Origin of the sequence: Streptomyces griseofuscus, from assembly GCF_014673495.1 — a bacterium.
Classification (GTDB): domain Bacteria; phylum Actinomycetota; class Actinomycetes; order Streptomycetales; family Streptomycetaceae; genus Streptomyces; species Streptomyces murinus.
The window spans coordinates 6481321-6507062 of sequence record NZ_CP051006.1 but is presented as its reverse complement, the minus strand read 5'-3'; the positions used below and the strand labels follow the sequence as shown (position 1 = coordinate 6507062).

28 protein-coding genes are annotated in these 25742 nt (G+C 72.7%); 12 read left to right on the top strand and 16 right to left on the bottom strand.

Annotation, left to right across the window (positions count from 1 at the left end):
• Nucleotides 1-33 precede the first annotated feature (33 nt).
• Entirely contained in the window at nucleotides 34-1302 is a 1269-nt protein-coding gene (gene tyrS / locus HEP81_RS29615) for a tyrosine--tRNA ligase (protein ID WP_037656625.1), read from the top strand.
• A gap of 102 nt (nucleotides 1303-1404) precedes the next feature.
• Here the strand turns inward: tyrS and HEP81_RS29610 are convergent, their stop codons facing one another.
• On the bottom strand, nucleotides 1405-1689 hold the full coding sequence (locus HEP81_RS29610) for a GlsB/YeaQ/YmgE family stress response membrane protein (RefSeq protein ID WP_037656627.1): 285 nt from the start codon (nucleotides 1687-1689) through the stop codon (nucleotides 1405-1407).
• Between the two features lie 158 nt (nucleotides 1690-1847).
• Between HEP81_RS29610 and HEP81_RS29605 the strand changes: the two genes are divergently transcribed.
• Both HEP81_RS29605 and HEP81_RS29600 read left to right on the top strand, forming a co-directional pair.
• Entirely contained in the window at nucleotides 1848-2198 is a 351-nt protein-coding gene (locus tag HEP81_RS29605; RefSeq protein WP_051850211.1) for a DUF3099 domain-containing protein, read from the top strand.
• A gap of 208 nt (nucleotides 2199-2406) precedes the next feature.
• Entirely contained in the window at nucleotides 2407-2622 is a 216-nt protein-coding gene (locus tag HEP81_RS29600; protein WP_037656628.1) for a hypothetical protein, read from the top strand.
• 9 nt (nucleotides 2623-2631) lie between these two features.
• Here HEP81_RS29600 and moaA read toward each other — a convergent pair whose 3' ends face one another.
• The 3 genes from moaA to HEP81_RS29585 form a co-directional block, all read right to left on the bottom strand.
• On the bottom strand, nucleotides 2632-3621 hold the full coding sequence (gene moaA, locus HEP81_RS29595) for a GTP 3',8-cyclase MoaA (RefSeq protein ID WP_037656629.1): 990 nt from the start codon (nucleotides 3619-3621) through the stop codon (nucleotides 2632-2634).
• Between the two features lie 182 nt (nucleotides 3622-3803).
• The gene (locus HEP81_RS29590) at nucleotides 3804-5432 is read right to left on the bottom strand and encodes a solute symporter family protein (RefSeq protein ID WP_037656630.1); all 1629 of its coding nucleotides are present in this window, start codon (nucleotides 5430-5432) and stop codon (nucleotides 3804-3806) included.
• On the bottom strand, nucleotides 5429-5785 hold the full coding sequence (locus HEP81_RS29585) for a DUF485 domain-containing protein (protein WP_037656632.1): 357 nt from the start codon (nucleotides 5783-5785) through the stop codon (nucleotides 5429-5431). Before HEP81_RS29585 ends, HEP81_RS29590 begins: the two co-directional genes overlap by 4 nt.
• A gap of 261 nt (nucleotides 5786-6046) precedes the next feature.
• On the opposite strand from HEP81_RS29585, the gene HEP81_RS29580 reads away from it, so the two are divergent.
• Together HEP81_RS29580 and HEP81_RS29575 are read left to right on the top strand one after the other, a co-directional pair.
• On the top strand, nucleotides 6047-7606 hold the full coding sequence (locus tag HEP81_RS29580; protein WP_037656633.1) for a S8 family peptidase: 1560 nt from the start codon (nucleotides 6047-6049) through the stop codon (nucleotides 7604-7606).
• A gap of 335 nt (nucleotides 7607-7941) precedes the next feature.
• Nucleotides 7942-9345 (top strand): CoA transferase, encoded by a 1404-nt coding sequence (locus HEP81_RS29575; protein ID WP_037656634.1) that lies wholly within the window; start codon nucleotides 7942-7944, stop codon nucleotides 9343-9345.
• A 30-nt stretch (nucleotides 9346-9375) separates the two neighbouring features.
• Here HEP81_RS29575 and HEP81_RS29570 read toward each other — a convergent pair whose 3' ends face one another.
• Nucleotides 9376-10086, bottom strand: coding sequence for a VIT1/CCC1 transporter family protein (locus tag HEP81_RS29570; RefSeq protein WP_037656635.1), 711 nt, complete (start codon nucleotides 10084-10086; stop codon nucleotides 9376-9378).
• A 179-nt stretch (nucleotides 10087-10265) separates the two neighbouring features.
• Here HEP81_RS29570 and HEP81_RS29565 point away from each other — a divergent pair, with 179 nt between their 5' ends.
• The 5 genes from HEP81_RS29565 (at nucleotide 10266) to HEP81_RS29545 (ending at nucleotide 15184) form a co-directional block, all read left to right on the top strand.
• Entirely contained in the window at nucleotides 10266-11249 is a 984-nt protein-coding gene (locus HEP81_RS29565) for a DEDDh family exonuclease (RefSeq protein ID WP_037656738.1), read from the top strand.
• A gap of 169 nt (nucleotides 11250-11418) precedes the next feature.
• Nucleotides 11419-11652, top strand: coding sequence for a hypothetical protein (locus tag HEP81_RS29560; protein ID WP_078967409.1), 234 nt, complete (start codon nucleotides 11419-11421; stop codon nucleotides 11650-11652).
• A gap of 77 nt (nucleotides 11653-11729) precedes the next feature.
• Nucleotides 11730-12527, top strand: coding sequence for an SURF1 family cytochrome oxidase biogenesis protein (locus tag HEP81_RS29555; RefSeq protein ID WP_078967403.1), 798 nt, complete (start codon nucleotides 11730-11732; stop codon nucleotides 12525-12527).
• 75 nt (nucleotides 12528-12602) lie between these two features.
• Nucleotides 12603-14423, top strand: coding sequence for a glycoside hydrolase family 15 protein (locus tag HEP81_RS29550; protein ID WP_037656638.1), 1821 nt, complete (start codon nucleotides 12603-12605; stop codon nucleotides 14421-14423).
• A gap of 5 nt (nucleotides 14424-14428) precedes the next feature.
• The gene (locus HEP81_RS29545) at nucleotides 14429-15184 is read left to right on the top strand and encodes an SDR family oxidoreductase (RefSeq protein WP_037656639.1); all 756 of its coding nucleotides are present in this window, start codon (nucleotides 14429-14431) and stop codon (nucleotides 15182-15184) included.
• 34 nt (nucleotides 15185-15218) lie between these two features.
• Here the strand turns inward: HEP81_RS29545 and amaP are convergent, their stop codons facing one another.
• Genes amaP through HEP81_RS29520 form a run of 5 tightly spaced genes read right to left on the bottom strand, consistent with a single transcriptional unit; the run spans nucleotide 15219 to nucleotide 17468 of the window.
• Entirely contained in the window at nucleotides 15219-15800 is a 582-nt protein-coding gene (gene amaP, locus HEP81_RS29540; RefSeq protein WP_037656640.1) for an alkaline shock response membrane anchor protein AmaP, read from the bottom strand.
• Between the two features lie 5 nt (nucleotides 15801-15805).
• Nucleotides 15806-16399 (bottom strand): DUF6286 domain-containing protein, encoded by a 594-nt coding sequence (locus HEP81_RS29535; RefSeq protein WP_078967404.1) that lies wholly within the window; start codon nucleotides 16397-16399, stop codon nucleotides 15806-15808.
• A complete protein-coding gene (locus HEP81_RS29530) occupies nucleotides 16396-16770 on the bottom strand; it encodes an Asp23/Gls24 family envelope stress response protein (protein WP_037656642.1) in 375 nt (124 codons plus the stop codon). Before HEP81_RS29530 ends, HEP81_RS29535 begins: the two co-directional genes overlap by 4 nt.
• Nucleotides 16767-16949 carry a hypothetical protein gene (locus HEP81_RS29525; RefSeq protein WP_037656643.1) on the bottom strand — a complete coding sequence of 61 codons (183 nt, stop codon included), beginning with the start codon at nucleotides 16947-16949 and terminating at the stop codon, nucleotides 16767-16769. The genes HEP81_RS29530 and HEP81_RS29525 overlap by 4 nt, the downstream gene beginning before the upstream one ends.
• A 48-nt stretch (nucleotides 16950-16997) precedes the next feature.
• The gene (locus tag HEP81_RS29520; protein WP_037656645.1) at nucleotides 16998-17468 is read right to left on the bottom strand and encodes an Asp23/Gls24 family envelope stress response protein; all 471 of its coding nucleotides are present in this window, start codon (nucleotides 17466-17468) and stop codon (nucleotides 16998-17000) included.
• 87 nt (nucleotides 17469-17555) lie between these two features.
• Here HEP81_RS29520 and HEP81_RS29515 point away from each other — a divergent pair, with 87 nt between their 5' ends.
• Nucleotides 17556-18266: a hypothetical protein gene (locus tag HEP81_RS29515; protein WP_037656646.1), complete on the top strand. Its 711-nt coding sequence runs from the start codon at nucleotides 17556-17558 to the stop codon at nucleotides 18264-18266.
• A gap of 3 nt (nucleotides 18267-18269) precedes the next feature.
• Here HEP81_RS29515 and HEP81_RS29510 read toward each other — a convergent pair whose 3' ends face one another.
• The 3 genes from HEP81_RS29510 to HEP81_RS29500 all read right to left on the bottom strand — a co-directional run bounded on the left by HEP81_RS29510 (nucleotide 18270) and on the right by HEP81_RS29500 (nucleotide 21346).
• A complete protein-coding gene (locus tag HEP81_RS29510; protein WP_037656647.1) occupies nucleotides 18270-19073 on the bottom strand; it encodes an enoyl-CoA hydratase/isomerase family protein in 804 nt (267 codons plus the stop codon).
• 117 nt (nucleotides 19074-19190) lie between these two features.
• Nucleotides 19191-19412, bottom strand: a complete 222-nt coding sequence (locus HEP81_RS29505; protein WP_004002281.1) for a helix-turn-helix domain-containing protein — start codon at nucleotides 19410-19412, stop codon at nucleotides 19191-19193.
• Between the two features lie 335 nt (nucleotides 19413-19747).
• Nucleotides 19748-21346 (bottom strand): ABC-F family ATP-binding cassette domain-containing protein, encoded by a 1599-nt coding sequence (locus tag HEP81_RS29500; RefSeq protein ID WP_037656649.1) that lies wholly within the window; start codon nucleotides 21344-21346, stop codon nucleotides 19748-19750.
• Nucleotides 21347-21546: 200 nt separating this feature from the next.
• On the opposite strand from HEP81_RS29500, the gene HEP81_RS29495 reads away from it, so the two are divergent.
• Nucleotides 21547-21960, top strand: a complete 414-nt coding sequence (locus tag HEP81_RS29495) for a VOC family protein (RefSeq protein ID WP_037656650.1) — start codon at nucleotides 21547-21549, stop codon at nucleotides 21958-21960.
• A gap of 45 nt (nucleotides 21961-22005) precedes the next feature.
• Here the strand turns inward: HEP81_RS29495 and HEP81_RS29490 are convergent, their stop codons facing one another.
• The 3 genes from HEP81_RS29490 to HEP81_RS29480 form a co-directional block, all read right to left on the bottom strand.
• Nucleotides 22006-23424, bottom strand: a complete 1419-nt coding sequence (locus HEP81_RS29490) for a hypothetical protein (protein ID WP_172636998.1) — start codon at nucleotides 23422-23424, stop codon at nucleotides 22006-22008.
• Between the two features lie 180 nt (nucleotides 23425-23604).
• Nucleotides 23605-24732: an alpha/beta hydrolase gene (locus tag HEP81_RS29485; RefSeq protein WP_037656653.1), complete on the bottom strand. Its 1128-nt coding sequence runs from the start codon at nucleotides 24730-24732 to the stop codon at nucleotides 23605-23607.
• Nucleotides 24733-24885: 153 nt separating this feature from the next.
• Nucleotides 24886-25566: a class II aldolase/adducin family protein gene (locus tag HEP81_RS29480; RefSeq protein ID WP_037656654.1), complete on the bottom strand. Its 681-nt coding sequence runs from the start codon at nucleotides 25564-25566 to the stop codon at nucleotides 24886-24888.
• Between the last annotated feature and the right edge of the window lie 176 nt (nucleotides 25567-25742).

Below are 25742 nucleotides of genomic sequence, written 5' to 3'. Positions count from 1 at the left end.
ACCGCCGAGGATCATCGAGGAGACACGAGAACCGTGACGGACATCGTCGACGAACTGAAGTGGCGCGGGCTCATCGCCCTCTCCACGGACGAGGACGCATTGCGCAAGGCGTTCGCGGACGGTCCCGTCACGTTCTATTGCGGCTTCGACCCGACCGCGCCCAGTCTGCACCTCGGCAATCTCGTGCAGATCCTGACGATGCGCCGCATCCAGCAGGCGGGCCACCGCCCGCTGGGCCTGGTCGGGGGCGCGACCGGTCTGATCGGCGACCCGAAGCCGACCGCCGAGCGCACGCTGAACGCGCCGGAGATCGTCGCCGAGTGGGTGGAGCGGCTGCGCGGCCAGATCGCGCCGCTGCTGGACTTCGACGGTCCGAACGCCGCGGTGATGGTCAACAACCTGGACTGGACCCAGGGCCTGTCGGCCATCGAGTTCCTGCGCGACATCGGCAAGCACTTCCGGGTCAACAAGATGATCGCCAAGGAGGCCGTCTCCCGGCGGCTGAACTCCGACGCGGGCATCAGCTACACCGAGTTCAGCTACCAGATCCTCCAGGGCATGGACTTCCTGGAGCTGTACCGGCGGTACGGCTGCACGCTCCAGACCGGCGGCAGCGACCAGTGGGGCAACCTCACCTCCGGCACCGACCTGATCCACCGGGTCGAGCCGGACGCCGTGGTGCACGCGCTGGGCACGCCGCTGATCACCAAGGCGGACGGCACGAAGTTCGGCAAGACCGAGTCCGGCACGGTCTGGCTCGACCCCGAGATGACCACGCCGTACGCGTTCTACCAGTTCTGGATCAACGCGGACGACCGTGATGTCGCCAAGTTCCTGCGCATCTTCAGCTTCAGGTCCCATGAGGAGATCGAGGAGCTGGAGCGGCTGACCGAGGAGCGGCCGCAGGCGCGGGCGGCGCAGCGGGCGCTGGCCGAGGAGCTGACCACGCTGGTGCACGGGGCGGAGCAGACGGCCGCGGTGATCGCCGCGTCGAAGGCGCTGTTCGGGCAGGGCGAGCTGGCGGAGCTGGACGGCAGGACGCTGGCGTCCGCGCTGTCCGAGGTGCCGCACATCCAGGTCACCGAGCTGGGGTCCGTGGTGGATCTGTTCGCCGAGGTGGGCCTGGTCGCGAGCAAGTCCGCGGCGCGCAGGACCGTGAAGGAGGGCGGCGCCTACGTGAACAACGTCAAGGTGACCGCCGAGGACGCGGTGGCCTCGCCGGAGGAGCTGCTGGACGGGCGGTGGCTGGTGCTGCGGCGCGGCAAGCGGAATCTGGCGGCGGTGGAGGTTGTCGCCGGGTAGTGCCGAGGGGCGCGGTGGACCGCGGTGTGCGGGTCGCGTTTCGGCTCGCGCGGTCCCCCGCGCCCCCTTTTTGGCGCGTCCCCGCTCGGCGCGTCCGGATTGTCAGATCCTCTGACGTTGCTTCCTCTTGCCCAGCGTCGCCATGTAGAGCGAGTCGACTACGGCCACGATGATGATCGCGGCCACCAGCTGGAAGATATGGCGGCTCCAGTCGATGCCCCGGGTCTCGCGGACGTTCAGCGCGGCGGCGATCGCGTTGCCCGCGATGGCGCCCAGGATGCCGCAGAGGGTGGTCAGCCAGAGGGGGCTGTGCTGCTTGCCGGGGATGACCGCCTTGGCGATCACACCCAGTACGAATCCCACGATGATCGCCCACAACCAGCCCATGGCTGCCTCCTCGTCCGGGTCGACGTGAGCTTTACGGTCAGTGTCGGCCGGGACACCCTGGGGCGCATGTCCGGTTCGGCCGTACGGCCGAGGCGTTGCCGCAGGCAGCGGGCGACCCGGTCTCGTCGGCGGGGCGGGCGCGGCGTACCGTAAGACGCGTGAAGGCGACACGGAAACAGCACGGCGACGGCGGCCAGGTGTTCCGGATCACCGGCGCCCGTACCGGTCTCGCCGAGGACGTGCGCGGACGGCAGCGGCGGTACGTCATCTCGATGGTGATCCGCACGGTGGCGGTGATCCTCGCGGCCACGCTGTGGAATGTCGAACGGCCCTTCGCCGTCGTGGCGTTGGTGGCAGGCGCGATCCTGCCCTATGTCGCCGTGGTGATCGCGAACGCGGGCCGTGAGCGGCCGCCCTCGCTGCCCTCGACGTTCGTCACCGCGCCGATGCGCCCGGTGATCGGGGCGCCGCGCGGCGAGGACGAGCAGCCCCCGCGTGATCAGGGCTGACGCGAAGAAAGCGGACGCCGGTCGCATTCCATGCTCAAGAAAAGCTCAGAATCAATCACGCAGTTCCGGTGCCGGGCGACGGGTCGGCCGTGACATACTGCGTAAGCGCTCCGCATCCCCCGTCGGAGCGACGGACCGACGCCGGGCAGCTCCCCCCGTGGCTGCTCGGCGTCGCCTCGTTCTGCACCCGATCTGGTGAGACGAATCTGTGAGTGACGAGACCCCCATCTGCTCCGCCAAGGGCTGCCGCACCGCCGCCGTGTGGGTGCTGGCCTGGAACAACCCGAAGATCCACACACCGGAGCGGCGCAAGACCTGGCTCGCCTGCGAGGAGCACCGCGAGCATCTGTCGAAGTTCCTGGGCGCGCGGGGGTTCCTGAAGGACGTCGTCCGGTTCGACGAGTGGGAGCAGAACGGGAGTTGAGGCCCCCGCTCAGCCGCCGATCGCCGACATCGGGCGGTCCGGCTGGACGAAGGACGGGTCGTCCAGGCCCGCGCCCGCCTTCTTGCCCCACATCGCCACCCGCCACAGCCGGGCGATCTCCTCGTCGGGCGCGCCCGAGCGCAGGGCGCCGCGCAGGTCGGTCTCCTCGGTGGCGAACAGACAGGTGCGTATCTGGCCGTCGGCGGTCAGCCGGGTGCGGTCGCAGGCCGCGCAGAACGGGCGGGTGACCGAGGCGATCACCCCGACCCGGTACGGGCCGCCGTCCACCAGCCAGCGCTCCGCCGGTGCCGAGCCGCGCTCGCCCGCGTCCTCGGGGGTGAGGTCGAAGCGGGTGCGCAGGGAGGCCAGGATGTCACCGGCGGTGACCATGCCCTCGCGCTTCCAGCCGTGCTGCGGGTCCAGCGGCATCTGCTCGATGAACCGCAGCTCATAGTCGTGTTCGACGGCCCAGGCCAGCAGGTCGGGAGCCTCGTCCTCATTGAGCCCCGGCATCAGCACGCTGTTGACCTTGACGGGGGTGAGACCGGCCGCGCGGGCGGCGAGGAGTCCTTCGAGGACGTCCTTGTGGCGGTCGCGGCGGGTGAGGGTCTTGAAGACATCGGGGCGCAGGGTGTCCAGGGAGACATTGACCCGGTCCAGGCCCGCCGCCTTCAGGGCGGCGGCGGTGCGGCCGAGGCCGATGCCGTTGGTGGTGAGGGACATCCGCGGGCGCGGGCCGAGGGCGGCGACGCGCTCGACGATGCCGACCAGGCCGGGGCGCAGCAGCGGCTCGCCGCCCGTGAAGCGGACCTCCTCGACGCCGAGCAGGCGCACCGCGATGTCGATGAGGCGGACGATCTCGTCGTCCGTGAGCAGTTCGGGCTTCGCCAGCCACTGCAAGCCCTCCTCGGGCATGCAGTACGTGCAGCGCAGATTGCACCGGTCGGTCAGCGAGACCCTCAGGTCGGTGGCCACGCGGCCGTACGTGTCGATGAGCACGTGGGCCCCCTCCCTCGATCATCGGTGTTTTCTCCGTGTCACCTGCGAGCCTACGTGACACCGCTGACAGGAGCACCGGCCCGATCGAACGAGGTCTCCGGCGGCCGCGTCGTAGGACCGTACAGCCCTGAGGGGCGCCCGGCCCCGGCGACGCGGTCCGCGGTACGACGGTCGTACGAGCGTCAGTGCGCGCCCGTCCCGGTCAGGGAGCGCACCTCCAGTTCCGCGTACTTGTCGGCGTCCGGCGCCTCCTTGGACAGCAGAGTGCCCACGGCGCCGAGCAGGAATCCCACGGGGATGGAGACGATCCCGGGGTTCTCCAGCGGGAACCAGTGGAAGTCGACGCCGGGGAACATCGAGGCCGGGCCGCCGGAGACCACCGGGGAGAACAGCACGAGGCCGACCGCGGTGACCAGGCCGCCGTAGATCGACCACAGGGCGCCGGCGGTGGTGAAGCGCTTCCAGAAGAGGCTGTAGAGGATCGTCGGCAGGTTCGCGGAGGCGGCGACGGCGAAGGCGAGCGCCACCAGGCCCGCCACATTGAGGTCGCGGGCCAGGGCGCCGAGGACGATGGAGACCGCGCCGATGCCGACGGTCGCCCAGCGGGCCGCGCCCAGTTCCTGCTTCTCGGTGGCCCGCCCCCTCCTGATGACGTTCGCGTAGATGTCGTGCGCGAAGGAGGAGGACGAGGCGAGGGTGAGGCCGGCGACGACGGCGAGGATGGTGGCGAAGGCGACGGCGGAGATGGTGGCGAGCAGGACGGCGCCCCAGGTGGAGCCGGTCCCGCCGAGGTGCAGGGCGAGGAGCGGGGCCGCGGTGTTGCCCGCCTTGTTGGAGGCGATGATCTCGGCCGGTTCGATCAGCGCGGCGGCGCCGAAGCCGAGGGCGAGGGTCATCAGGTAGAAGACGCCGATCAGGCCGATCGCCCAGAGCACCGACTTACGGGCGGCCTTCGCGGTGGGCACCGTGTAGAAGCGGATCAGGATGTGCGGCAGGCCCGCGGTGCCGAGGACCAGGGCGAGGCCGAGGGAGAGGAAGTCCAGCTTGGTGGTGCCGGTGGCGCCGTACTTCAGGCCGGGCTGGAGGAACGACGCGCCCTTGCCGCTGTTCTCGGCGGCCCGGCCGAGCAGGTCCGAGACGTCGAAGTGGAACTTCATGAGGACCAGGCAGGTCAGCAGGACGGCGCCGGCCATGAGCAGCACCGCCTTGACCATCTGGACCCAGGTGGTGCCCTTCATGCCGCCGATGGTCACGTAGACGATCATCAGGACGCCGACCAGGGCGACGATGCCGATCTTGCCCAGGTCGCTGGTGATGCCGAGCAGCAGGGAGACCAGGACGCCGGCGCCGGCCATCTGGGCGAGCAGATAGAAGATCGACACCACGATGGTGGAGGCCCCGGCGGCCGTGCGCACGGGGCGCTGGCGCATCCGGTAGGCGAGTACGTCGCCCATCGTGTAACGGCCGGAGTTGCGCAGCGGCTCGGCGACCAGGAGCAGCGCGACGAGCCAGGCGACCAGGAAGCCGATGGAGTAGAGGAAGCCGTCGTAGCCGAAGAGGGCGATGGCGCCGGCGATGCCGAGGAAGGACGCGGCGGACATGTAGTCGCCTGAGACGGCGAGGCCGTTCTGGAAGCCGGTGAACTGCCGTCCGCCCGCGTAGAAGTCGGCGGCGTCCTTGGTCTGCCGGCCGGCCCATACGGTGATCACGAGGGTGGCGGCGACGAAGACGGCGAACAGGGTGACGATCAGCGTCCGGTGCTCGCTCGCCTCGCCGGCGGCCAGCAGGGCGGGGTGGGTCGCGGGGCTCATTCGGCGCTCTCCATACGGGACTTGATGGCCGCTGCCTTCGGGTCGAGCTCGGCCGCGGCGTGCCGGGCGTACCACCAGGCGATCAGGAAGGTGGTGAGGAACTGGGCGAGTCCGAGGACCAGGGCGACATTGAGGTTGCCCACGACCCTGGTGCCCATGAACCCGTCGGCGTAGCTGGAGAGCAGCACGTACAGCAGGTACCAGGCGATGAAGGCGATGGTCAGCGGGAAGGCGAACGAGCGGTGGGCGCGGCGCAGTTCGGCGAAGTCCGCGCTTTGCTGCACCTGTGTGAACTCCTCGGCGGTGGGAAGGGTGGTCCCCGGTGTGACAGGGGGCGGTGTCTCGGTGGCCACGGGTTCTCCTCGCGGGTGCGGTCGGGCAGGGCGGCCGGGGCTCGATGGTGCTAGCGCTCCCCGCCCAGGTCCACGGCGCCACGCGAAGACCGATTCAAGTCCTATGAGTTCTTTCGCAAGCGATCTGATTGAGTCATTGCCATGTCATTGCCGGTCACAGAGATGACGGGATACGTTCCGCCTGCACCACTCGCCATGCACCTGCCCGAGCACCGATCCGTGTCTCGGGCAGGCTTCGTATCGGGATGAAGTGGAGAACCCATGGCTCATCTGCGCACCGGACGCCGGACGTCGCTCGCCGTGCCGGCCGTGCTCTCGCTGACCGCCTCGCTCGGCTTCCTGCCCGGGGCTGCCGCCGCGGCGCCTGGCCCGGCCACCGCTGCGACGGCCGCGGCGGGAGCCTCGGCCGGGGCGACCTCGACGGGGACAGGACCTGAGCTGTCGTACCTGGTCAACACCCGCACGGACCACCGGACGCTCGCCTCGGTGCGCCGGGAGATCGGGCGCAACGGCGGCACCCTGGTGGTGGGTTACGACCGGATCGGCGTTCTCGTCGCGCACTCCGCGAACCCGGACTTCGCCCGGCTGATGCGCGCGGTGCCCGGGGTGGCCTCGGCCGGTGTCACCCGGCACACCCCGCTGGCCGCCGCGTCCACCGCGGACATGGGCACCCCGCAGGTGCTGGGCGGCGCGCAGGCGGCCGCGGCCCGGGCGGCGGCGACCGGGGACCAGGACCCGCTGGAGCCCTTGCAGTGGGACCTGCCCGCCATCAAGGCGGACAAGGCGCACGCGAAGACGCTGGGCAGCCGGGACGTCACGGTCGGGGTCATCGACACCGGCGTGGACGACACCCACCCGGACATCGCGCCCAACTTCGACCGCACGGCCTCCGTCAACTGTGTGTCGGGCAGGCCGGACACGGCCGACGGCGCCTGGCGGCCCAGCGCCTCGGAGAGCCCGCACGGCACCCATGTGGCGGGCGAGATCGCGGCCGCGAGGAACGGCGTCGGCATGACGGGGGTGGCGCCGGGTGTGAAGGTGGCCGGCATCAAGGTGGCAAACCCGGACGGGTACTTCTACGCCGAGTCCGTGGTCTGCGGCTTCGTCTGGGCGGCCGAGCACCACGTGGACGTGACCAACAACAGCTATTTCACCGACCCCTGGTACTTCAACTGCACCACCGACCCGGACCAGAGGGCGCTGGTGGACGCCGTCGACCGGGCCTCGCGGTACGCGGAGAGGCGGGGCACGGTCAACATCGCGGCGGCGGGCAACGAGAGCTACGACCTGGCCGCCGACTCGATCACCGACCCGAAGTCGCCCAACGACGGCACCGCCTCGGACCGGGTGATCGATCCGCGCCGGTGCTTCGACATCCCGACCCAGCTGCCCGGCGTCGTCACGGTCTCCGCGACCGGCGCCAAGGGGCTCAAGTCGTCGTACTCCAACTACGGCCGGGGCGTCATCGACATCGCGGCGCCCGGCGGTGACTCGACGGTCTACCAGACGCCGGCGCCCCCGGCGACCAGCGGCCTCATCCTGGGCACGCTGCCGGGCGGCAAGTGGGGCTACATGGCGGGGACGTCCATGGCGACCCCGCATGTGGCCGGGGTTGCGGCATTGATCAAGTCAACCCATCCGCATGCGTCCGCCGCGCTGGTCAAGGCGCTCCTGTACGCGGAGGCCGACGCCACGCCGTGCACGGACCCGTACGACATCAACGGCGACGGCAAGATCGACGCCGTGTGCCAGGGTCCGGCGAACCGCAACGGTTTCTACGGCCGGGGTATGGCGGACGCCCTCGCCGCAGTGACCTATTAGCGCCCCCGTACGGGCGGGTGACACGGGGAGATCCGGCCACCCGCCCGTACGGCTTGATCCAGCCATGCACCCCTCCGAGGATCCGTCGGCCCACGCGTCGACAGGGCGATCGCCCGCCGCACCGCGCAGGTCTCCCGGCCCCGGCCGACAGTGCCGCCCAACTGGCGGATACCGCTGCGCGACCACCGGGGCGCGGGCACCCGGTACGTCGCGGAGCGTGCGCTCGCCCAGGGCCGGCGGCTGCGGCCCTCCGATGTCCGTAAAGAGGTGCACCTTTACCGGTCGACAGCGAGTCCATACATGAGTTGATCGAATCAATAATGCATAGTGCAGTCATGACGGATATCGCGTTCGCATGGACTGCGCTGGGCGGCGACCCCGCCCTGCTCTCCCGGGTGACGACGGCCGAGCGGCCCGGCACCCTCGCGGCCCGCCTTCCCGTACGACGGCTCGCGCGTGCCTGTGTCGGCGCGTGCACCCTGGCCGCCGCCGAACTCGGGGCGCGCCGGACCGGGCGCGCCGAGGTGCCCGGGGTCCGGGTCGACGACGGTGCCGTGGCGGCGGCGTTCCACAGCGAGCGGCTGCTGCGGGTGGACGGGCGGGCGCCGCTCTCCTTCGCGCCCCTGTCGCGGTTCTGGCGCACGGCCGACGGCTGGGTGCGCACACACGCCAACTACCCGCACCACCGGGCCCGGTTGCTCGACGCGCTGGGCCTGCCCGCGGACGCCGCGCCCGCGACCGTGGCCGCCCTGCTCGCCGGGCGCACCGCCCTCGGGACCGAGGAGACGGTGCACGCCGCCGGCGGCCTCGCGGTGGCCCTGCGCACCCCGCACGAGTGGCGGGCGAGCGAACAGGCCGCCCTGGTGGCCGCCCGCCCCCTGGTCGAACGCGCGACGCTCGGTACGGCCCCCGTGCGCGCGCTGCCGCCGCTCGACGCGGCCGCCGCCCCGCTGCTGCCCGCCGCCGGGGTGCGCGTCCTGGACCTGACCCGGGTCCTGGCGGGTCCGGTCGCCACCCGCACCCTCGCCCTGCTGGGCGCGGACGTGCTGCGCCTGGACGCACCCTGGCTGCCCGAACTCCCAGACCAGCACGCCGACACGGGCCTCGGCAAGCGCTCCGCGATCCTGGACCTCGCCGTGCGCCGGGACACCTTCGAGGAGCTGCTGGCCGGAGCGGACGTCGTGGTCACCGGCTACCGGCCGGGCGCGCTGGACCGCTTCGGCCTCTCTCCCGAGGCGCTCGCGGAGCGGCACCCCGCGCTGGTGGTGGCGCAGGTGTCGGCGTGGGGCGCGTACGGGCCCTGGGGCGGGCGGCGCGGCTTCGACAGCCTGGTGCAGGCCGCCACCGGTATCGCGGTGACCGAGGGTTCGGCGCGGGAACCCGGCGCGCTGCCCGCGCAGGCCCTGGACCACGGCACCGGCTATCTGCTGGCGGCGGCCGTCCTGCGGGCGCTGACCGAGCGGTCGCGGGACGGCGCGGGCCGTTCGGTCCGGCTGGCACTGGCCCGCACGGCGCACTGGCTGACGGACGGGATGCCGTACGACGACGGCCCGGAGGCGGCCGGGACCCCGCGGGCGGACGAGGACGCTCATGTCCCCCAGAGCGCCTGGCTCACCGAGGCCGACGGTCCCCTCGGCCGGCTGCGGTACGCCCTGTCCCCGGTGAACTTCGCGGACGGGCCCGCGGATTGGGCCCACCCGCCGACGCCATGGGGTTCGGACCGGGCCGCCTGGGCATGAGCCCGGTCACCTGGGGACGAGCGCCCCGGATCACACGCCGACCGCCCCCAGCAGGCTGCCCGCCGCGTACGTGACCGCCATCGCCAGCGCCCCGCCACCCACATTGCGCAGCACCGCGCGCCGGGGGGCGGCGGCGCCGAGGCGGGCGCTGGTCCAGCCGGTGAGGACGAGCGCGGCGAGCACGCAGAGCACGGTGACCGGCAGCCGCCAGCCGGCCGGGGGCAGCACGATGGCCAGCAGCGGCAGCAGCGCGCCCACGGTGAAGGCCAGGAAACTCGCCCAGGCCGCGTGCCACGGATTGGTCAGCTCGTCGGGGTCGATGCCCAGCTCCACACTGGCGTGGGCGCGCAGCGCGTCCCGCTCGGTGAGTTGCTCGGCGGCCTCCCTGGCCACCTCCTCGGACAGCCCGCGCGCCTGGAGCATCTCGGTCAGCTCACGCAGTTCGGCCTCGGGCTGCTCGCGCAGTTCCCGCTTCTCCACGGCCAGCGCGGCCAGCTCGGAGTCGCGCTGGGTGGAGACGGAGACGTACTCGCCCGCCGCCATGGACATCGATCCGGCGAGCAGCCCGGCGAGGCCCGCGGTGAGCAGCGCGGCGCGGCTCCCGGTCGCCCCGGCCACGCCGACGACGAGGCCCGCGGTGGAGACGATGCCGTCGTTCGCGCCCAGCACGGCGGCGCGCAGCCAGTTCAGCCGCGAGCCGAGCGCGCCGCCGTGGTTCTCCTCGTGCTTGGGTTCCGTCACAGCAGCGAGGATCGCACTCCGGGCGGGCCCGTGCCGCTCCGACGCTCCACGGAGCGACAACAGGCCCGGGGAAAAGGGCCGTTCGGCGCGGACGGGGGCCGCCGCCGGTACCCGTGCGGACCGGCCCGGGGGGACCTGTGGGGCGGCGATGTCGGTCGCGGCCCGTATCCTCAATGACCATGCTCGAAGACCGTGCGACCGCAGTGTCCTCCGCCACCCAGTGGCCGACCGCGTATCCCCAGGGATACGCGGTCGTTGACGTGGAGACCACCGGCCTGGCCCGGCACGACCGGATCATCTCCGCCGCCGTCTACCGGCTGGACGCGCGCGGTGAGGTCGAGGACCACTGGTACACCCTCGTCAACCCGGAGCGCGATCCGGGACCCGTGTGGATACACGGTCTGACGAGCGAGGTGCTGGAGGGCGCGCCGCTGTTCGCGGACATCGCCGAGGAGTTCGCGGCCCGCCTGGACGGCCGGGTGCTGGTCGCGCACAACGCGGTCTTCGACTGGCAGATGATCGCACGGGAGTACGCGCGCGCCGAGCGCCAGGCGCCGGTGCGCCAGCGGCTGTGCACCATCGCGCTGTCGAAGGAGCTGGGGCTGCCGCTGCCCAACCACAAGCTGGAGTCGCTCGCCGCGCACTTCGGCGTGGTGCAGCAGCGGGCGCACCACGCGCTGGACGACGCGCGGGTGCTCGCGGAGGCGTTCCGGCCCAGTCTGCGGGCCGCGGCGGCGGGCGGCGTACGGCTGCCGCTGCTGGAGTGCCGCTCGCTGACGGAGTGGTCGGACGCGCCGGTGCCCCGGCAGTCCTCCCCCGGCTACGGCGGCTACCGCGCGGGCAGTTGGCGCCCCTCGCGCAAAAGGCCCGCATGCCCCTATCCCAACCCGGGCCGCTATGAAGACGGCAAACCTCTCAAACAGGGCATGCGGGTGGCGTTCTCCGGTGACACCTCCACCGAGCGGGAGCTGCTGGAGGACCGGGCGACCGAGTGCGGGCTGCATGTGGCGTCCAGCATCTCCCGGCTGACCAGCCTGCTGGTGACCAACGACCCCGACTCGGGCACCTCCAAGGTGGTCAAGGCCCGGCAGTTCGGCACGCCGGTCGTGGACGAGGCCGCGTTCGGACAGCTGCTGCGGGATGTCGAGCCCGCGGACGAATGAGTCCGGCGCCGTCGAAGCGGGACGCGGACCGCACGAACGGGTGGACGCGGACTTCACGGACGGGTGGACGCGAACCTCACGGACGGGTGATCGTACGAAAGAGTGATTGACGCACGACTCACCCGGCGTCCTCTCGCCCCGACCCGTGCGACGGATCACCCTGTGGCACATGGCGAGATGCGAAGTGTGCGGCAATGACTACGGAATGACCTTCGAGGTCCACGCCCAGGGCGCGGTCCATGTCTTCGACTGCTTCTCCTGCGCGATCCATCGCATGGCCCCGATCTGCGAGCACTGCCGGGTGCAGGTCATCGGGCAGGGCGTGGAGGTGGACGGCCACTGGTACTGCGGCGCGCACTGCGCCCGCGCGGAGGGCCGTACGGGGGTCGTCGACCGGGTGTGACCGGCCGGCCCGGCGCCACCGGGAGTGACCCGGTACCCGCCTGAATGCACCCCGCGGCCCGGATGTACCGTCGTGGGGTGCATCGCTACCGCTTCCTGTTGTCCCTCCAGTGGGTCATCCTCACCATCGTCGCGATCGCGTTGATCCCGACGATGATCAAGCTGGGTTTCTGGCAGAAGCATCGCTACGAGGAGCGCACCGCGCGCAACGACCTCGTCGCCACCGCGCTGCACGCCGAGCCGGTCCCCGTGGAGCGGCTGTCCTCCCCCGGACACGCCGTGACCCGGACCGAGAGGTACCGCACCGTCACCGCGACCGGCACCTTCGACACCGCGAAGACGGAAGTGGTCCGGCGCCGGACCAACGAGAACGGCGATGTCGGCTACCACGTCCTGACCCCCTTCGACCTCGCCGACGGCAAGGTGCTGATGGTCAACCGCGGCTGGATCGCCGCGGACGCGTCCCAGACCACCTTCCCGAAGATTCCCGCCCCGCCCGCGGGCCGGACCACCATCAGCGGACGCCTGATGGCCGACGAGACCACCGCGGCCAGCGGCATCAAGAACCTCAAGGGCCTGCCCGACCGGCAGATCATGCTGATCAACAGCACCGAGGAGGCGCACCGGCTCGGCGCGTCGGTGCTCGGCGGCTACATGGAGCAGACCGCGCCGACGCCCAAGGGCGGCTCCCCGGAGCAGATCTCCGACCCCGGCACCGAGGACGCCCCGCTGAACTACGCCTACATGATCCAGTGGTGGCTGTTCGCGGCGGCCGTCCCGGTCGGCTGGTGGTTCCTGCTCCGCCGGGAGATCCGGGACCAGGAGGAGGCCGCGGCGGCGCCGCAGCCCCAGGAGAGCGAACCGGCCGCGGTCTGAAACCGCGGGGACGTCAGGTCACTCCCCCGGCGCACCACCTGATTGGCCCCCGGGCCCACCGGGAAACCGCATCCCGTGAACGCCCGTAGCAGGGACTGTGCCCGGATCGAGGACTACGCCCTCATCGGCGACGAGCAGACCGCGGCGCTGGTCGGCAGGGACGGCTCGATCGACTGGCTGTGCCTGCCCCGCTTCGACTCCGGCGCCTGCTTCGCCCGGCTGCTGGGCGACGCGGACCACGGCCACTGGCGGATCGCCCCCGAGACCGCGGGCGACGCGGGCGTCTGCACCCGCCGCGCCTACCGCCCCGACACCCTCGTCCTGGACACCGAGTGGAACACCCCCGACGGCACGGTCCGCGTCACCGATCTGATGCCGCAGCGCGAGCGCGCCCCCGATGTCGTCCGCATCGTGGAGGGCGTCAGCGGCCGGGTCACCGTCCGCAGCACCCTGCGACTGCGCTTCGACTACGGCTCGATCATGCCGTGGATGCGCCGCTCCGACGACCACCGGGTGGCGGTCGCGGGCCCCGACTCGGTGTGGCTGCGCTCGGAGCCGCCGGTGCGCACCTGGGGCGAGGACTACGGCACCCACTCCGAGTTCACCCTCGACGAGGGCGAACGGGTCGCGTTCGTGCTCACCTGGCACCCCTCCCATGAGCGGCGCCCCCGGCTCGTCGACCCCTACGAGGCCCTGGAGAGCAGCGTCGCCGACTGGCGGCGCTGGGCCCGGCACTGCCGTTACGACGGGCCGCACCGGGACGCGGTCGTCCGCTCCCTGATCACCCTCAAGGCGCTCACCTACGCCCCGACCGGCGGGATCGTCGCCGCGCCCACCACCTCGCTGCCCGAGCGGCTGGGCGGGGTGCGCAACTGGGACTACCGGTACTGCTGGCTGCGCGACTCCACCCTCGCCCTCGGCGCGCTGCTCACCGCGGGCTACCAGGAGGAGGCCGAGGCCTGGCGCAACTGGCTGCTGCGCGCGGTCGCCGGGAACCCCGCCGCCCTCCAGATCATGTACGGCGTCGCGGGCGAGCGGCGCCTGCCGGAGGCCGAGCTGCCCTGGCTGCCCGGCTTCGCCGGCTCCTCCCCGGTGCGCACCGGCAACGGCGCCGTGGAGCAGCTCCAGCTCGATGTGTACGGCGAGGTGATGGACTCGCTGTCGCTGGCCCGGAGCGCGGGCCTGCCCACCCGGCCGCACATGTGGTCCATCCAGCGGGCGCTGATGGACTTCCTGGCGTCGGCGTGGCGGCAGCCGGACCAGGGGCTGTGGGAGGTGCGCGGCGGGCGGCGCCACTTCGTGCACTCCAAGGTGATGGTGTGGGTGGCCGCCGACCGGGCGGTGCGGACCCTCGAACAGCACCAGGAGAGCAGCGGCGACCTGGCCGGCTGGCGGCGGCTGCGGGAGGAGGTCCACCGGGAGGTCTGCGAGAAGGGCTACGACCCGGAGCGCAACACCTTCACCCAGTCCTACGGCTCCCGCGAACTGGACGCCGCCCTGCTGCTCATCCCGCGCGTCGGCTTCCTGCCGCCGGATGATCCCCGGGTGATCGGCACCGTCGACGCCATCCGCGCCGACCTCGGCCACGACGGCTTTCTGCGCCGCTACGTCTCCGAGGAGGACGACGACTCGGTGGTCGACGGGCTGCCGGGCGGCGAGGGCGCGTTCCTCGCCTGCTCGTTCTGGCTGGTGGACGCGCTGCATCTGACCGGCCGCCCGAAGGAGGCCCGGGAGCTGTTCGAACGGCTGGTGCGGGTGGCCAACGACGTGGGGCTGCTGGCCGAGGAGTACGACCCCGGCGCGGACCGCCAGCTGGGCAACTTCCCGCAGGCGTTCAGCCATCTCGGCCTGGTGAACTCCGCCCTCGCACTGTTCGGGAGCGAGGAGGCAGGATAGGGGCCATGGATCTTGGACTGAAGGACCGGGTGTACATCGTCACCGGGGCCACCCGCGGCCTGGGCAACGCGGCCGCGCGGCAGCTCGTCGCGGACGGCGCGAAGGTGGTGATCACCGGCCGGGACGAGCAGCGGGCGGCGGCGGCCGCCGCCGAACTGGGCCCGAACGCGGTGGGCGTGGCCATGGACAACGCCGACGAGCAGGCGCCCGAGCGGCTGATCGAGACCGCCCGTGAGCGCTTCGGCGGCTTCCACGGGGTGCTGGTGAGCGTGGGCGGGCCGCCGCCCGGTTTCGTCGCCGACAACACCGACGAACAGTGGCGGGCCGCGTTCGAGTCCGTCTTCCTCGGCGCGGTGCGGCTCGCCCGTGCGGCGGCGGCCGAGCTGGACGAGGGCGGTGTCATCGGCTTCGTGCTGTCCGGTTCGGTGCACGAGCCGATCCCGGCGCTGACGATCTCCAACGGGCTGCGCCCCGGGCTCGCCGGTTTCGCCAAGTCCCTCGCGGACGAGCTGGGTCCGCGCGGCATCCGGGTGCTGGGCCTGCTCCCGGCCCGTATCGACACGGACCGGGTGCGTGAGCTGGACGCCCTGTCCGCCGACCCCGAGGCCACCCGCGCCGCCAACGAGTCCCGCATCCCGCTGCGCCGCTACGGCGCCCCGGAGGAGTTCGGCAGGGTCGCGGCCTTCCTGCTGTCCCCGGCGGCGTCCTATCTGACGGGGATCATGGTGCCGGTGGACGGCGGGATGCGGCACGGGTTCTGAGCCGCGATCAGCGCGGCCCTCGCCGATCGCCCCGTCAGGTGACGCGCTCCGCCCGGTGCTTGACCGCGCCGAGGCGGACCTCCGCCGGGAGGGCGGCCAGGCCCGCCGACTCGCGGGCGTGGGCCAAGGGCCCGGTGGTGAAGTCGGCCAGCGCGGTCGACGGGTCCACCTCGGGGGCCAGCCGCAGCAGGGCCCGCGCCCTGGGCTTCTTGCGCCGGCCCCGCAACCGCACCTGGGCATGGGCCACTCCGGATCCCGTGGCGGCCTCCTCGGCCAGGGCGCTCTCCAGTGCCCTGGCCCGCAGGACGGCGGCGGCGCCGTCGCCGGTGTCCACCCGGATCTCGGCGAGGCGGTGCCGGCGCAGGATCGCGGTCAGCCACCACAGGGCCCCCAGCACAAGGAGGGCCAGGGCGGCGATGAGCGCGGGCCACCACCAGTCGGCGGCCCGGTAGTGGGTGCGCTCGGCATGGCTGAGCAGCACGTCGTGCGGGCCGCCGTGGATCCACCAGGTGGGCGGCCGGACGCCGAGGCCGACGGCGAGCACCGAGCCGCCGAGGGCCAGCAGGATCAGTCCGGCCAGGGCGAGCAGGACGCGGTTGAGCCGCCCGGAGCGCATCGCCGTCACCCCTTTCGCGCGGCCCGGGTCACCCGCAGGGCGAGCCGGGGCGCATGGGTCAGGCCGAGGCCGTGGATCGCCTCGGTGAGGGTGGTGTCCAGGTCGGCGCGTACGTCGTCCAGTTCGCGGAAGTGCGAGACGGCGTGGACGGCGGCCTTGCGGCGGCGCATCCGTACCCGTACGGACCGTACGCCGGACAGTTCCATGGCGCGGTCGCGCAGCACCTGGGCCGCCGCGTCCCGCTTGAGCCCCGCGCGGACGTCCGGGTGCGGGCGGCGCATCGGCAGCAGGGAGCGGTGTCCCGGGGTGAGCGCGAGGGCGAGCAGCCACAGGCCGAGGGCCACCGCGAGGGCCGCGCCGGCCAGCACCCAGGTGTTGTCCAGGGGCCGTTCGGCCAGTTGGCGGGCCAGCGCGCGGCGCCAGCGCATCGCGGGCCGGTGGGCGCGGACCGCGACGATGTCGTAGAGCAGCAGGCCCGCGCCGGCCAGCACCAGGACGGCGACGATGCCCGCGGGGACGCGGCGCGGCGCCCAGAAGCGGCCGCTGCCGCCCGCGTCCGCGGGGGCGTCGGTGCTCTTGTCGAGGGTGACCTGGCTCATCGGGTCCTCCCGCCCCCGGCCGTCGGCGGGTGCAGCCGTTCGACGCGGACGGCGACCTCGGAGACCGTCATGTTCACCAGCGCGCCCACCCGCTCGGTGACCTTACGGCGCACGGCGGCGCAGCGGGCGCCGATGTCGCAGGGGTAGCCCAGTTCGAGATGGACCCGGATCCGGGCGGTGTCACGGTGGACGACCACCGTGGCGTGCGGCGCCTCGGCGTCGGCGGGCGGCGGGCCCAGGGCCTCGCGGGCGGCCTGTGCGGCGACCTTCGCCACGACGCGGTCGGCGATCCGGGTGGCGCCCCGTTCCCCGGGCGGCACCCGGGGCGGCGGGTGTCGTACCGCCCCGGTCCCGGTGGTCACGGCGGTCACCGCCGCCGGTCGCGGCTGCGGAAGAAGTCACCGAGGTCCAGGTCGCCCTCCGCGAACCGGCCGACCACGAACCCGACGGCGCCCAGCGCCGCCACCAGCAAAAACGCGCCGAACCCGCCGAAATACCCGGCGAACCCCAGCGCCATTCCGGCGATCATGCCGATCATGGCCGTGCTCATGCAGCGCTCCTCAGCTCGTCGGGTGTACGGGGTCCGGCGCGGGCCCGGTCACTGGATCCGGGGCTCCGGCTCGTCCTCCTCCTCGTCGGGCAGCTTGACGTCGCTGACCGCGATGTTGACCTCGACGACCTCCAGGCCGGTCATCCGCTCCACCGCGGCGACCACGTTCTCGCGCACGGCCCCGGCGACATCGCCGATGGAGACGCCGTAGTCCACCACGATCTCCAGGTCGAGGGCGGTCTGCACCTCCCCGACCTCGGCCTTCACTCCGCGGGTCACCGACTTGGAGCCGCCGGGCACCCGGTCGCGCACGGCGCCGAGGGTGCGGGCGAAGCCGCCGCCCATCGCGTGCACACCGATCACGTCCCGGGCGGCCAGCCCGGCGATCTTCTCCACCACGCCGTCGGCGATGGTGGTCCGCCCCCGGGTGGACGGATCCCCGCCACCGCGCCGGACGGCCTTCCGGGTCGACGTGTGCGGCTCGCCGCCGCCTTCGGGGGTCGTCGTCATGTCGGTCATCGCCGTACGTCCCTTTCGGTCGTCCTCCTTGAACCACCGTAAGCAAGGTTGCGCGACCGCGCGCCGGGGATGCGGCAGGCTGGAGGAATGACGGACGCGTGGACCCAGGTCGTAAGGCATCACGTCGGGCTCGGCAGGATGCTGCCGTTGGGCGGGCCGGAGGACGGCGCGTGGATCGCGGAGGACGCGGCGGGCGCGGTCCTGCGCGGCGCGGCGGCGGACGGTCTGCCCGGGGTGCGGCTGGGCGCACTGCGGATCGGGCTCGCCGACCCGCAGCGGGTGGCCGAGCCGGTCGTACCGGCCCCGCCGAGCGCGCTGCCGCCGGGCGCCCTGCGGGTGACGGCGGACTTCGCGGCGACCGCCGTCGAGCCGCTGCCGGCCACCGCGGAGCGGCTGCGGGAGCTGCTCGCGACTGCGGCGGCCGAGCGCCTCGGCCTGGTGGTGACGGAGGTGGATCTGCGGATCACGGAGCTGCTGGAGCCGGACGGGCGGCTCGTGGAGGTACGGCCGCCGCGACCGCCGGCGGCCCGGGAGCCGACGGACCTGTCCGAGCTGCGCGCGGCCGAGGCGGCGCTCGCGGTGCCGGGGGTCGTCCGGCTGACCGGCCCGGGGCGGGCGGTCCGGATCGAGGAGCGGACGGACGGCACGGCCGCGCTGGCGCACCGCCATGTGCGGGTGGACCTGGCGGCCGACGCGACCCACCGGACCGTGGAGGTGGCCCGGCGGGTGCGCGCGGTCGTACGGGACGCGCTGGAGGACAGGCCGACGGTGGCCGTCCTGGTCACTTCGGTGGGCTGAGCCCTATTCGCCGATGCCGGCCAGGTCGCGCAGCCGGCGTGCCTGGGCGGCGCGCTCGGCGGAGCGCTGTTCGTCGTACGAACGGCCGGCCGCACCACTGAGCAGTGCCTTGGTCTCGACCACGGCGTCCCGCGGGGCGGCCACCAGCGCGGCGGTCAGATCGCGTACGGCGCCGTCGAGTTCGTCCCCGGCGACGGCCAGGTTGGCCAGGCCCGAGGCCACCGACTCCTGCGCGCCGACGAACCGCCCGGTCACGCAGATCTCCAGCGCACGGGCATACCCGACCAGGCCGACCAGCGGATGCGTGCCGGCCAGGTCGGGAACGATGCCGAGGCTGGTCTCGCGCATGGCGAACTGCACATCGTCGGCGACGATCCGCAGATCGCAGGCGAGCGCCAGCTGGAATCCGGCACCGATGGCATGTCCTTGTACGGCGGCGACGGACACGATGTCATTGCGTCGCCACCAGGTGAACGCCTCCTGGAATTCGGCGATGGTCGCGTCGAGCCCGGCGTCGTCACGACGCGCGATATCGGTGAAGGTCGGCTCGCCCGGGATCCCCTCAGGGGTGAACATCTGTCGGTCCAGCCCTGCGGAGAAGGACTTGCCCTCGCCGCGCAGCACCACGACACGGACGGAGCCCGGCAGCAGCCGGCCGGCCTCGGCGAGCGCCCGCCACAGGGCGGGGCTCTGTGCGTTGCGCTTGGCCGGATTCGTCAGCGTCACCGTGGCGATCGCGTCGTCGACGGTGAGCCGTACGCCGTCCTTGTCGAGTACAGGAGCGAGGTCCTGGTCGGGCGTGGCCATGGGGCGCCTCCGATGGGTGCGGTCAGCGAAGCAGAGCTAAGTGACTGCACAGTAACCACCCGGCCGGTCGGATCGCCGACCGGGTGGCCACCATCGAAGCCGATGGGCCGCCCGGAGTCAGGACGATGCGGCCTTCTTGCCCCGGGTCGCTCCGCCACGCCCTCGCAGCGTGACGCCCGACTCGCTGAGCATCCGGTGCACGAAGCCATACGAGCGGCCGGTCTCTTCGGCCAGTGCCCGGATGCTCGCACCGGAGTCGTACTTTTTCTTCAGGTCTGCCGCGAGCTTGTCGCGCGCGGCGCCGGTCACCCGGCTGCCCTTCTTCAGAGTCTCGGCCACCCGTGCCTCCTCATGGGAAGTGCGCTCTGGTCTCCTCATGATCACCCCTCCGGGGCGTGATGGCCACCCATTCGGCAAGGTCGGTGAGACATCGTTGTGACGACAGGAGCGGATCCCCACAAGCGGAATGCCCAATTCCAGCCGTCGCCGTCGACAGGGCCGAACGGGTGGGCTCACGAAGTACCAGGTCAGAGACGCGCCACGGCCGACCCCTTGCTGGACAAGGGATCGGCCGGGAAATCGGTGTACGACACACCCTGGTATGAGGAGATCTCACACAGATGGTGGATCACGGCTCGGCCGAATGATCCATACTCAGTGGATCAGACTTTCGATCACGCCAGGGCGACGAGGTCCGCGTAGTCGGAGCCCCACAGGTCCTCGACGCCGTCGGGCAGCAGGATGATCCGCTCGGGCTGGAGCGCCTCCACGGCACCCTCGTCGTGGGTGACGAGGACGACGGCGCCCTTGTAGGTGCGCAGCGCGCCGAGGATCTCCTCGCGGCTGGCCGGGTCGAGGTTGTTGGTCGGCTCGTCCAGCAGCAGCACATTGGCGGAGGAGACCACCAGGGTCGCGAGCGCGAGCCGGGTCTTCTCGCCGCCGGACAGGACGCCCGCGGGCTTGTCCACGTCGTCGCCGGAGAACAGGAACGAGCCGAGCACCTTGCGGACCTCGACCAGATCCATGTCCGGGGCGGCCGAGCGCATGTTCTCCAGGACGGTGCGCCCGGGGTCGAGGGTCTCGTGCTCCTGCGCGTAGTAGCCGAGCTTGAGGCCGTGACCGGGGACGACCGCGCCGGTGTCGGGCGTCTCGACACCTCCGAGCAGCCGCAGCAGGGTCGTCTTGCCAGCGCCGTTGAGGCCGAGGATGACGACCCGGGAGCCCTTGTCGATCGCGAGGTCGACGTCGGTGAAGATCTCCAGCGAGCCGTACGACTTCGACAGGCCCTCGGCCATCAGCGGGGTGCGGCCGCAGGGCGCGGGCTCGGGGAAGCGCAGCTTGGCGACCTTGTCGGACTGGCGGACCGCCTCCAGGCCGGAGAGCAGCTTGTCGGCGCGGCGGGCCATGTTCTGCGCGGCGACCGTCTTGGTGGCCTTGGCGCGCATCTTGTCGGCCTGCGCGTTCAGGGCGGCGGCCTTCTTCTCGGCGTTGGCCCGCTCGCGCTTGCGGCGCTTCTCGTCGGCCTCGCGCTGCTGCTGGTAGAGCTTCCAGCCCATGTTGTAGACGTCGATGTTCGAGCGGTTGGCGTCCAGGTAGAACACCTTGTTGACGACCGTCTCGACCAGGTCGACGTCGTGGGAGATCACGATGAAGCCGCCGCGGTAGGTCTTCAGGTAGTCCCGCAGCCAGATGATCGAGTCGGCGTCGAGGTGGTTGGTCGGCTCGTCCAGGAGCAGGGTGTCCGCGTCCGAGAACAGGATCCGGGCCAGCTCGATTCGGCGGCGCTGACCACCGGAGAGGGTGTGCAGCGGCTGGCCGAGCACCCGGTCGGGCAGATTCAGCGCGGCGGCGATGGTGGCGGCCTCGGCCTCGGCGGCGTACCCGCCCTTGGTGAGGAACTCGGTCTCCTGGCGCTCGTACTGCTTCATCGCCTTGTCGCGGGTGGAGCCCTTGCCGTTGGCGATCCGCTCCTCGTTCTCCCGCATCTTGCGCAGCAGCACGTCCAGGCCGCGCGCGGACAGGATGCGGTCGCGGGCGAGGACGTCCAGGTCGCCGGTGCGGGGGTCCTGCGGGAGGTAGCCGACCTCGCCGGAGCGGGTGATGGTGCCGGCCGCGGGGATGCCCTCGCCGGCCAGGCACTTGGTGAGGGTGGTCTTGCCTGCGCCATTGCGGCCGACGAGGCCGATGCGGTCACCCTTGGCCACCCGGAAGGTGGCGTTCTCGATGAGGATGCGGGCGCCGGCGCGCAGCTCGATTCCGGTGGCGGAGATCACGGACAGACTCCTGGGCGTACAGAGGTTGGCGGGTGGGCGGCTGAGGACGTTCCCGCCGTCTAATGCGCGAGGAGAATGGCCATGGGAACAAGTCTAACGGGGCCGTGCAAGCCGTTTTCCCGCGTCCGCGCCTCCGCACCCGCATCCCCGGGCGGCGGACCGGGGAGGAATTCCCGGGAGCCACGGGAGGAGCGATCCGCATGGCATCGATGGGTGGAGGGCGGCCGGGCATCTGTCCGACGCTGCTGTACACGGACGCGAAGGCGGCGATCCGGCAGCTCACACAGGGCCTCGGCTTCACCGAGCTGACCGTGTACGAGGCGGCCGACGGGAAGGTGCTGCACGCCGAGCTGGTCCAGGGCAACGGCGCGGTGATGATCGCCTCCAAGGGCCGCGGCGGGCCCTTCGAGGCGGCGATGCGGCAGGCGGGGCCCGCCGGGGTCTATGTCGTGGTGGACGACGTGGACGTCCACCACCGGCGGGCCGCGGCGTACGGCGTGGAGATCCTCATGCCCCCGACGGACCAGGACTACGGCTCGCGGGACTATCTGGCCCGGGACGTCGAGGGCAACGTCTGGAGCTTCGGGACGTACGCGCCGGAGATCGGCGTCTGAGCCGTCCCCGGCGGGTGCGTCACCGTCACCCGCCGACGTACGGCCTCAGCCGCCGGTGTGCACCTGGAACGCGGCCCGGCGCACGGCCTTGGCGAGGGCCGGGTCGGGGTGGGCGGCGGCGAGGGCGACCAGGACCTGCACGGTGCGCGGGTGGCCGACGGCGCGGACCTCGTCGAGCAGCCGGGGCACGGTGGGCTGCACGGCGGACTCCAGGTGCCGTACCAGCATCGGTGCCTCGCCGTGGTCGGCGACGGCCGCGGCGGTGTCCACCCAGAGCCAGGTGGCCTCCTCGCGGGTGAGCACCTCGTGGGCGTCCTCCGGGTCGAGACCGTCGTGCTCGGCGAGCCACAGCAGGGCGTACGGCCGCAGTGTCGGCTCGTCCACCACCGCGCGTACGTCGGGCTCGGCGGGGGCGCCGACCACGCGCAGCGCCTCGAAGGCCAGCCCGCGCAGCAGGGCGTCCTCGCCGCGGGCCGCGTCGATCAGCTCGCTGACGGCGCTGCCGACGGTGCGGGCGGCGAGCCAGGCACGGTACTCGGCGCGGGCCGCGTTGGGGCGCAGCTGGGCGCAGCCGCGCAGCATGTCCTCGGCGGACTGCTCGATGTTGCCGGCGGGGCTCTGCGCGGCCACGCAGATCTGCTCCAGCTTGACCCACACCGCCCAGCTGCCCAGCGGGGTGAGGGTGGCCTGGCCGGCGCCGCAGGTGAGGGCGCCGACGGAGGCGAGGGCCTCCAGCGCCCAGTCGAGGAGCGGCGCGAGGGAGGCGGGCGGGGCGTCCGGGGTCCCGGTGGGCTCGGCGGCCTCGACGGGGGGCTCGGCGCCGGGCTCGTAGGAGACCTCGCAGCGTTCGGTGCGCAGCTCGATGACCCGCTGCTGGAGCAGGTCGAGCAGCTGTTCGACCGGGACGGGCCCGGCGGACAGCTGGAGGAAGGAGAGCACCTGCGGCATGGCGGAGACGGCCTCCGCGACGGCGGCCGGCTCATGTGCCTCGGGTTCGGGCAGCGCGAGCGACCAGGCGTCGAAGAGGGCGACCCAGCCGCGCAGCACGGCGCTGTCGTCCCGGTCCCAGGCGCGCAGCCGCCAGCCGGGGCGCGCGCTGTCGCCGTGCACCTCGACCAGTCCGGCCAGGCGTGCGGTGTCCCAGTCGGCGCGGATCTGCTCGGGGGTGAGCCCGAGGTCGGCGGCCGCACGGTCGGCGGTGGCGGCGGAGAGGGTGGCCTTGCCGTCGGCGGTGGCGGCGTCACGGCCGGGGCCCAGGGCGTTGTCCGCCCAGCGGGCGACGCGGACCGCGCCGGCCAGCCCGGTGCGGGCCATTTTGGCCAGCTCGGCGGGCGCGGGTGTGCCCTCCGGCGGCCGGGGTGCGGGGCGGCGCGGGCGCCGCTGGTTCACAGCTGCGGGGGCGGCGGCCAGGGGTCGAGGTCGGACGAGTCGGAGCCTGGAGTCGCGCGGGATACGGGACGTCACAGGAGCAGTCTTCCGGTTGACGGTCCGAAAACCCAAACGGAATGTCACGGCGGGCGACAGGGCTGGCCAACGCACCGGGTCCCCCAGGGGGTCGGCAGGCGTGTTTCGGCCAATCGCACGGTCACAACCGGAACGGGCCCGGCCGTTCCCGGTGCACCCTGTGCGCCCCGGCGTACGCCGTCACATCAGCGGGGTCAGGAAGCGCCGTAGCCGTTCCTCGTACGCCGGTGGGTCCGGGTTCCACATCGCCGCGTGCGGGGCGTTCGGCACGGTGTGCAGGGCGACGCGGTCGGGGCGGCGGGCGGCGAGCAGCCGGGAGAACTCCCAGGGGGCGACCCGGTCGCCGGGGCCGTGGATGATCAGGGTGGGGACGGCGAGCCGCTCGGGGTCGGTGATCTCCGCGACCCGGTCGGCATGCAGCCCGGCGCGGCCCTGGGCGGCGCGAACCGCGAGCGGCAGCAGCGGGGCGGGGGTGTGCCGGGCGCGGGCGAGGGCACGCAACGTGGCCTCCCAGCTGAGCACCGGCGAGTCGAGGATCAACCCGGCGATGTGCTCGCGCACGGCGGAGTGCTCGGCGGCGCGCAGCGCCATGGTGGCGCCGGTGGACCAGCCGAGCAGGACGACGCGGCGGGCGCCGTAGCGCACGGCGTAGCGGATCGCCGCGTCCACGTCCCGCCACTCGGTCTCGCCGAGGTGGTTCAGGCCGTCCGCCGGGCGGGGCGCGCCGAGGTCGCCGCGGTAGGCGAGGGCCAGAACCGGAAGTCTGCGGGCGCGCAGGAAGTCCATCACGTTCATGGCGTGCTCGCGGGTGGTGCCCAGGCCGTGCACGGCGATCACCCAGGTGTCCCGGTCGCCGGGCAGGAACCAGGCGGGCAGCGCGCCGAGTTCGCCGGGAACGTCCACGTCGGCGTGGTCGAGGCCGAGCGCGGTGCGCGGGTTGCCGACGTGCACATTGGGGGTGAGCCAGACGGAGTCGCCGGGCGCGAGGGTGCCGTGCGTCACGCCGTCCAGGCGGCGTACGACGGTGTCGGCGGTGTGCGGCGCGGTCTCCAGGACGGGCCCCACGACCGCGTGCGAGCCGTCGCCCGCGAGGCCGTAGGTGCCGGGGCGCAGGGAGGCCAGGTCCCGGGTGAGCGTGATCTGGCCGGCCGCGGTGCCGTGCACGGTGAGCCGGGGCTCGGTGGGCAGCGGCCGGCCGCCGGTCGCCTTCAGCGCGACATCACTGGCGAACCGCCCGGCGGCCACGGAGGCCAGACCGGCGGCCACGACGGCGGTGACCGCGGCGGCGGTCGCTTTGAGGGGGCGCACGGCACCAGTGTCATGGGGGGCGCGGCGCCCGGCCAGCGGAGAGGCGGGGCGGAGTGAAGGAGGGAGATATCGGGACGAAAGGTGCAGAGTCGACGTCAGGTCATGGATCGAGGAGCTGATCGAGGAGTCGATCGGGAAGCTGCGGGACACGGGTCACCTCCGTTGGCCGTATCCCTTCAGGCGTTCCCCGACTTCGGCGAGTTGTGCCTCCGTCAGCAAAGAGGGGGTCAGACCCGGGACCGAGGATGCGGTCAGCCAGAGGCGGCACATCCACTCCAGCTGGGCGGTGCGGTCGTACGCCTGGTCGAGGGTGGCGCCGTACGTGAGGGTGCCGTGGTTCTGCAGCAGGCAGCCGGAGCGGTCGGCGAGGGCCCGGAGCATGTGCTCGGCCAGCTCGTCGGTGCCGTAGGCGGCGTACGGCGCGACGCGCACCGGTCCGCCGAGGGCGGCGGCCATGTAGTGGACCAGCGGCAGCTCGGGCACCAGCATGGAGACCGCGGTGGCGTGCACGGCGTGGGTGTGGACGATCGCGCGGGCGTCGGTGGTGCGGTAGACGGCGAGATGCATGGGCAGCTCACTGGTCGGCACCAGCGTCCCGAGCACCTGACGCCCGGTGAGGTCCACGCCGGTGACGTCGTCCGGGGTGAGCCGGTCGTAGGGCACACCCGACGGGGTGACCAGCACCAGGTCCCCGAGGCGCGCGGAGACATTGCCGGAGGTGCCGACGACCAGTCCGTCGGCGACGCTCCGCCGCGCCGTCGCCACCACCGCCGCCCAGGACCGGGCCACTTCCTCGCGCACTTCTCCGCCCGTCTCCCGCAGCTTGGAGGTCATGCCCGCGATCCTGCCAGCCGCTTGTACACCCGGCAGCCGGTCGCCGCACCTCCGTCCGAACTCTCGCACCACCAAAAGGGTGTATATCGGGCCAAACGCTAAAAATCTCCACCGCTTCGATGATCACCGGCCCTTGAATGAGCCCTCCTTGCCCTCCGGGCGACCTGGTCGTCCGT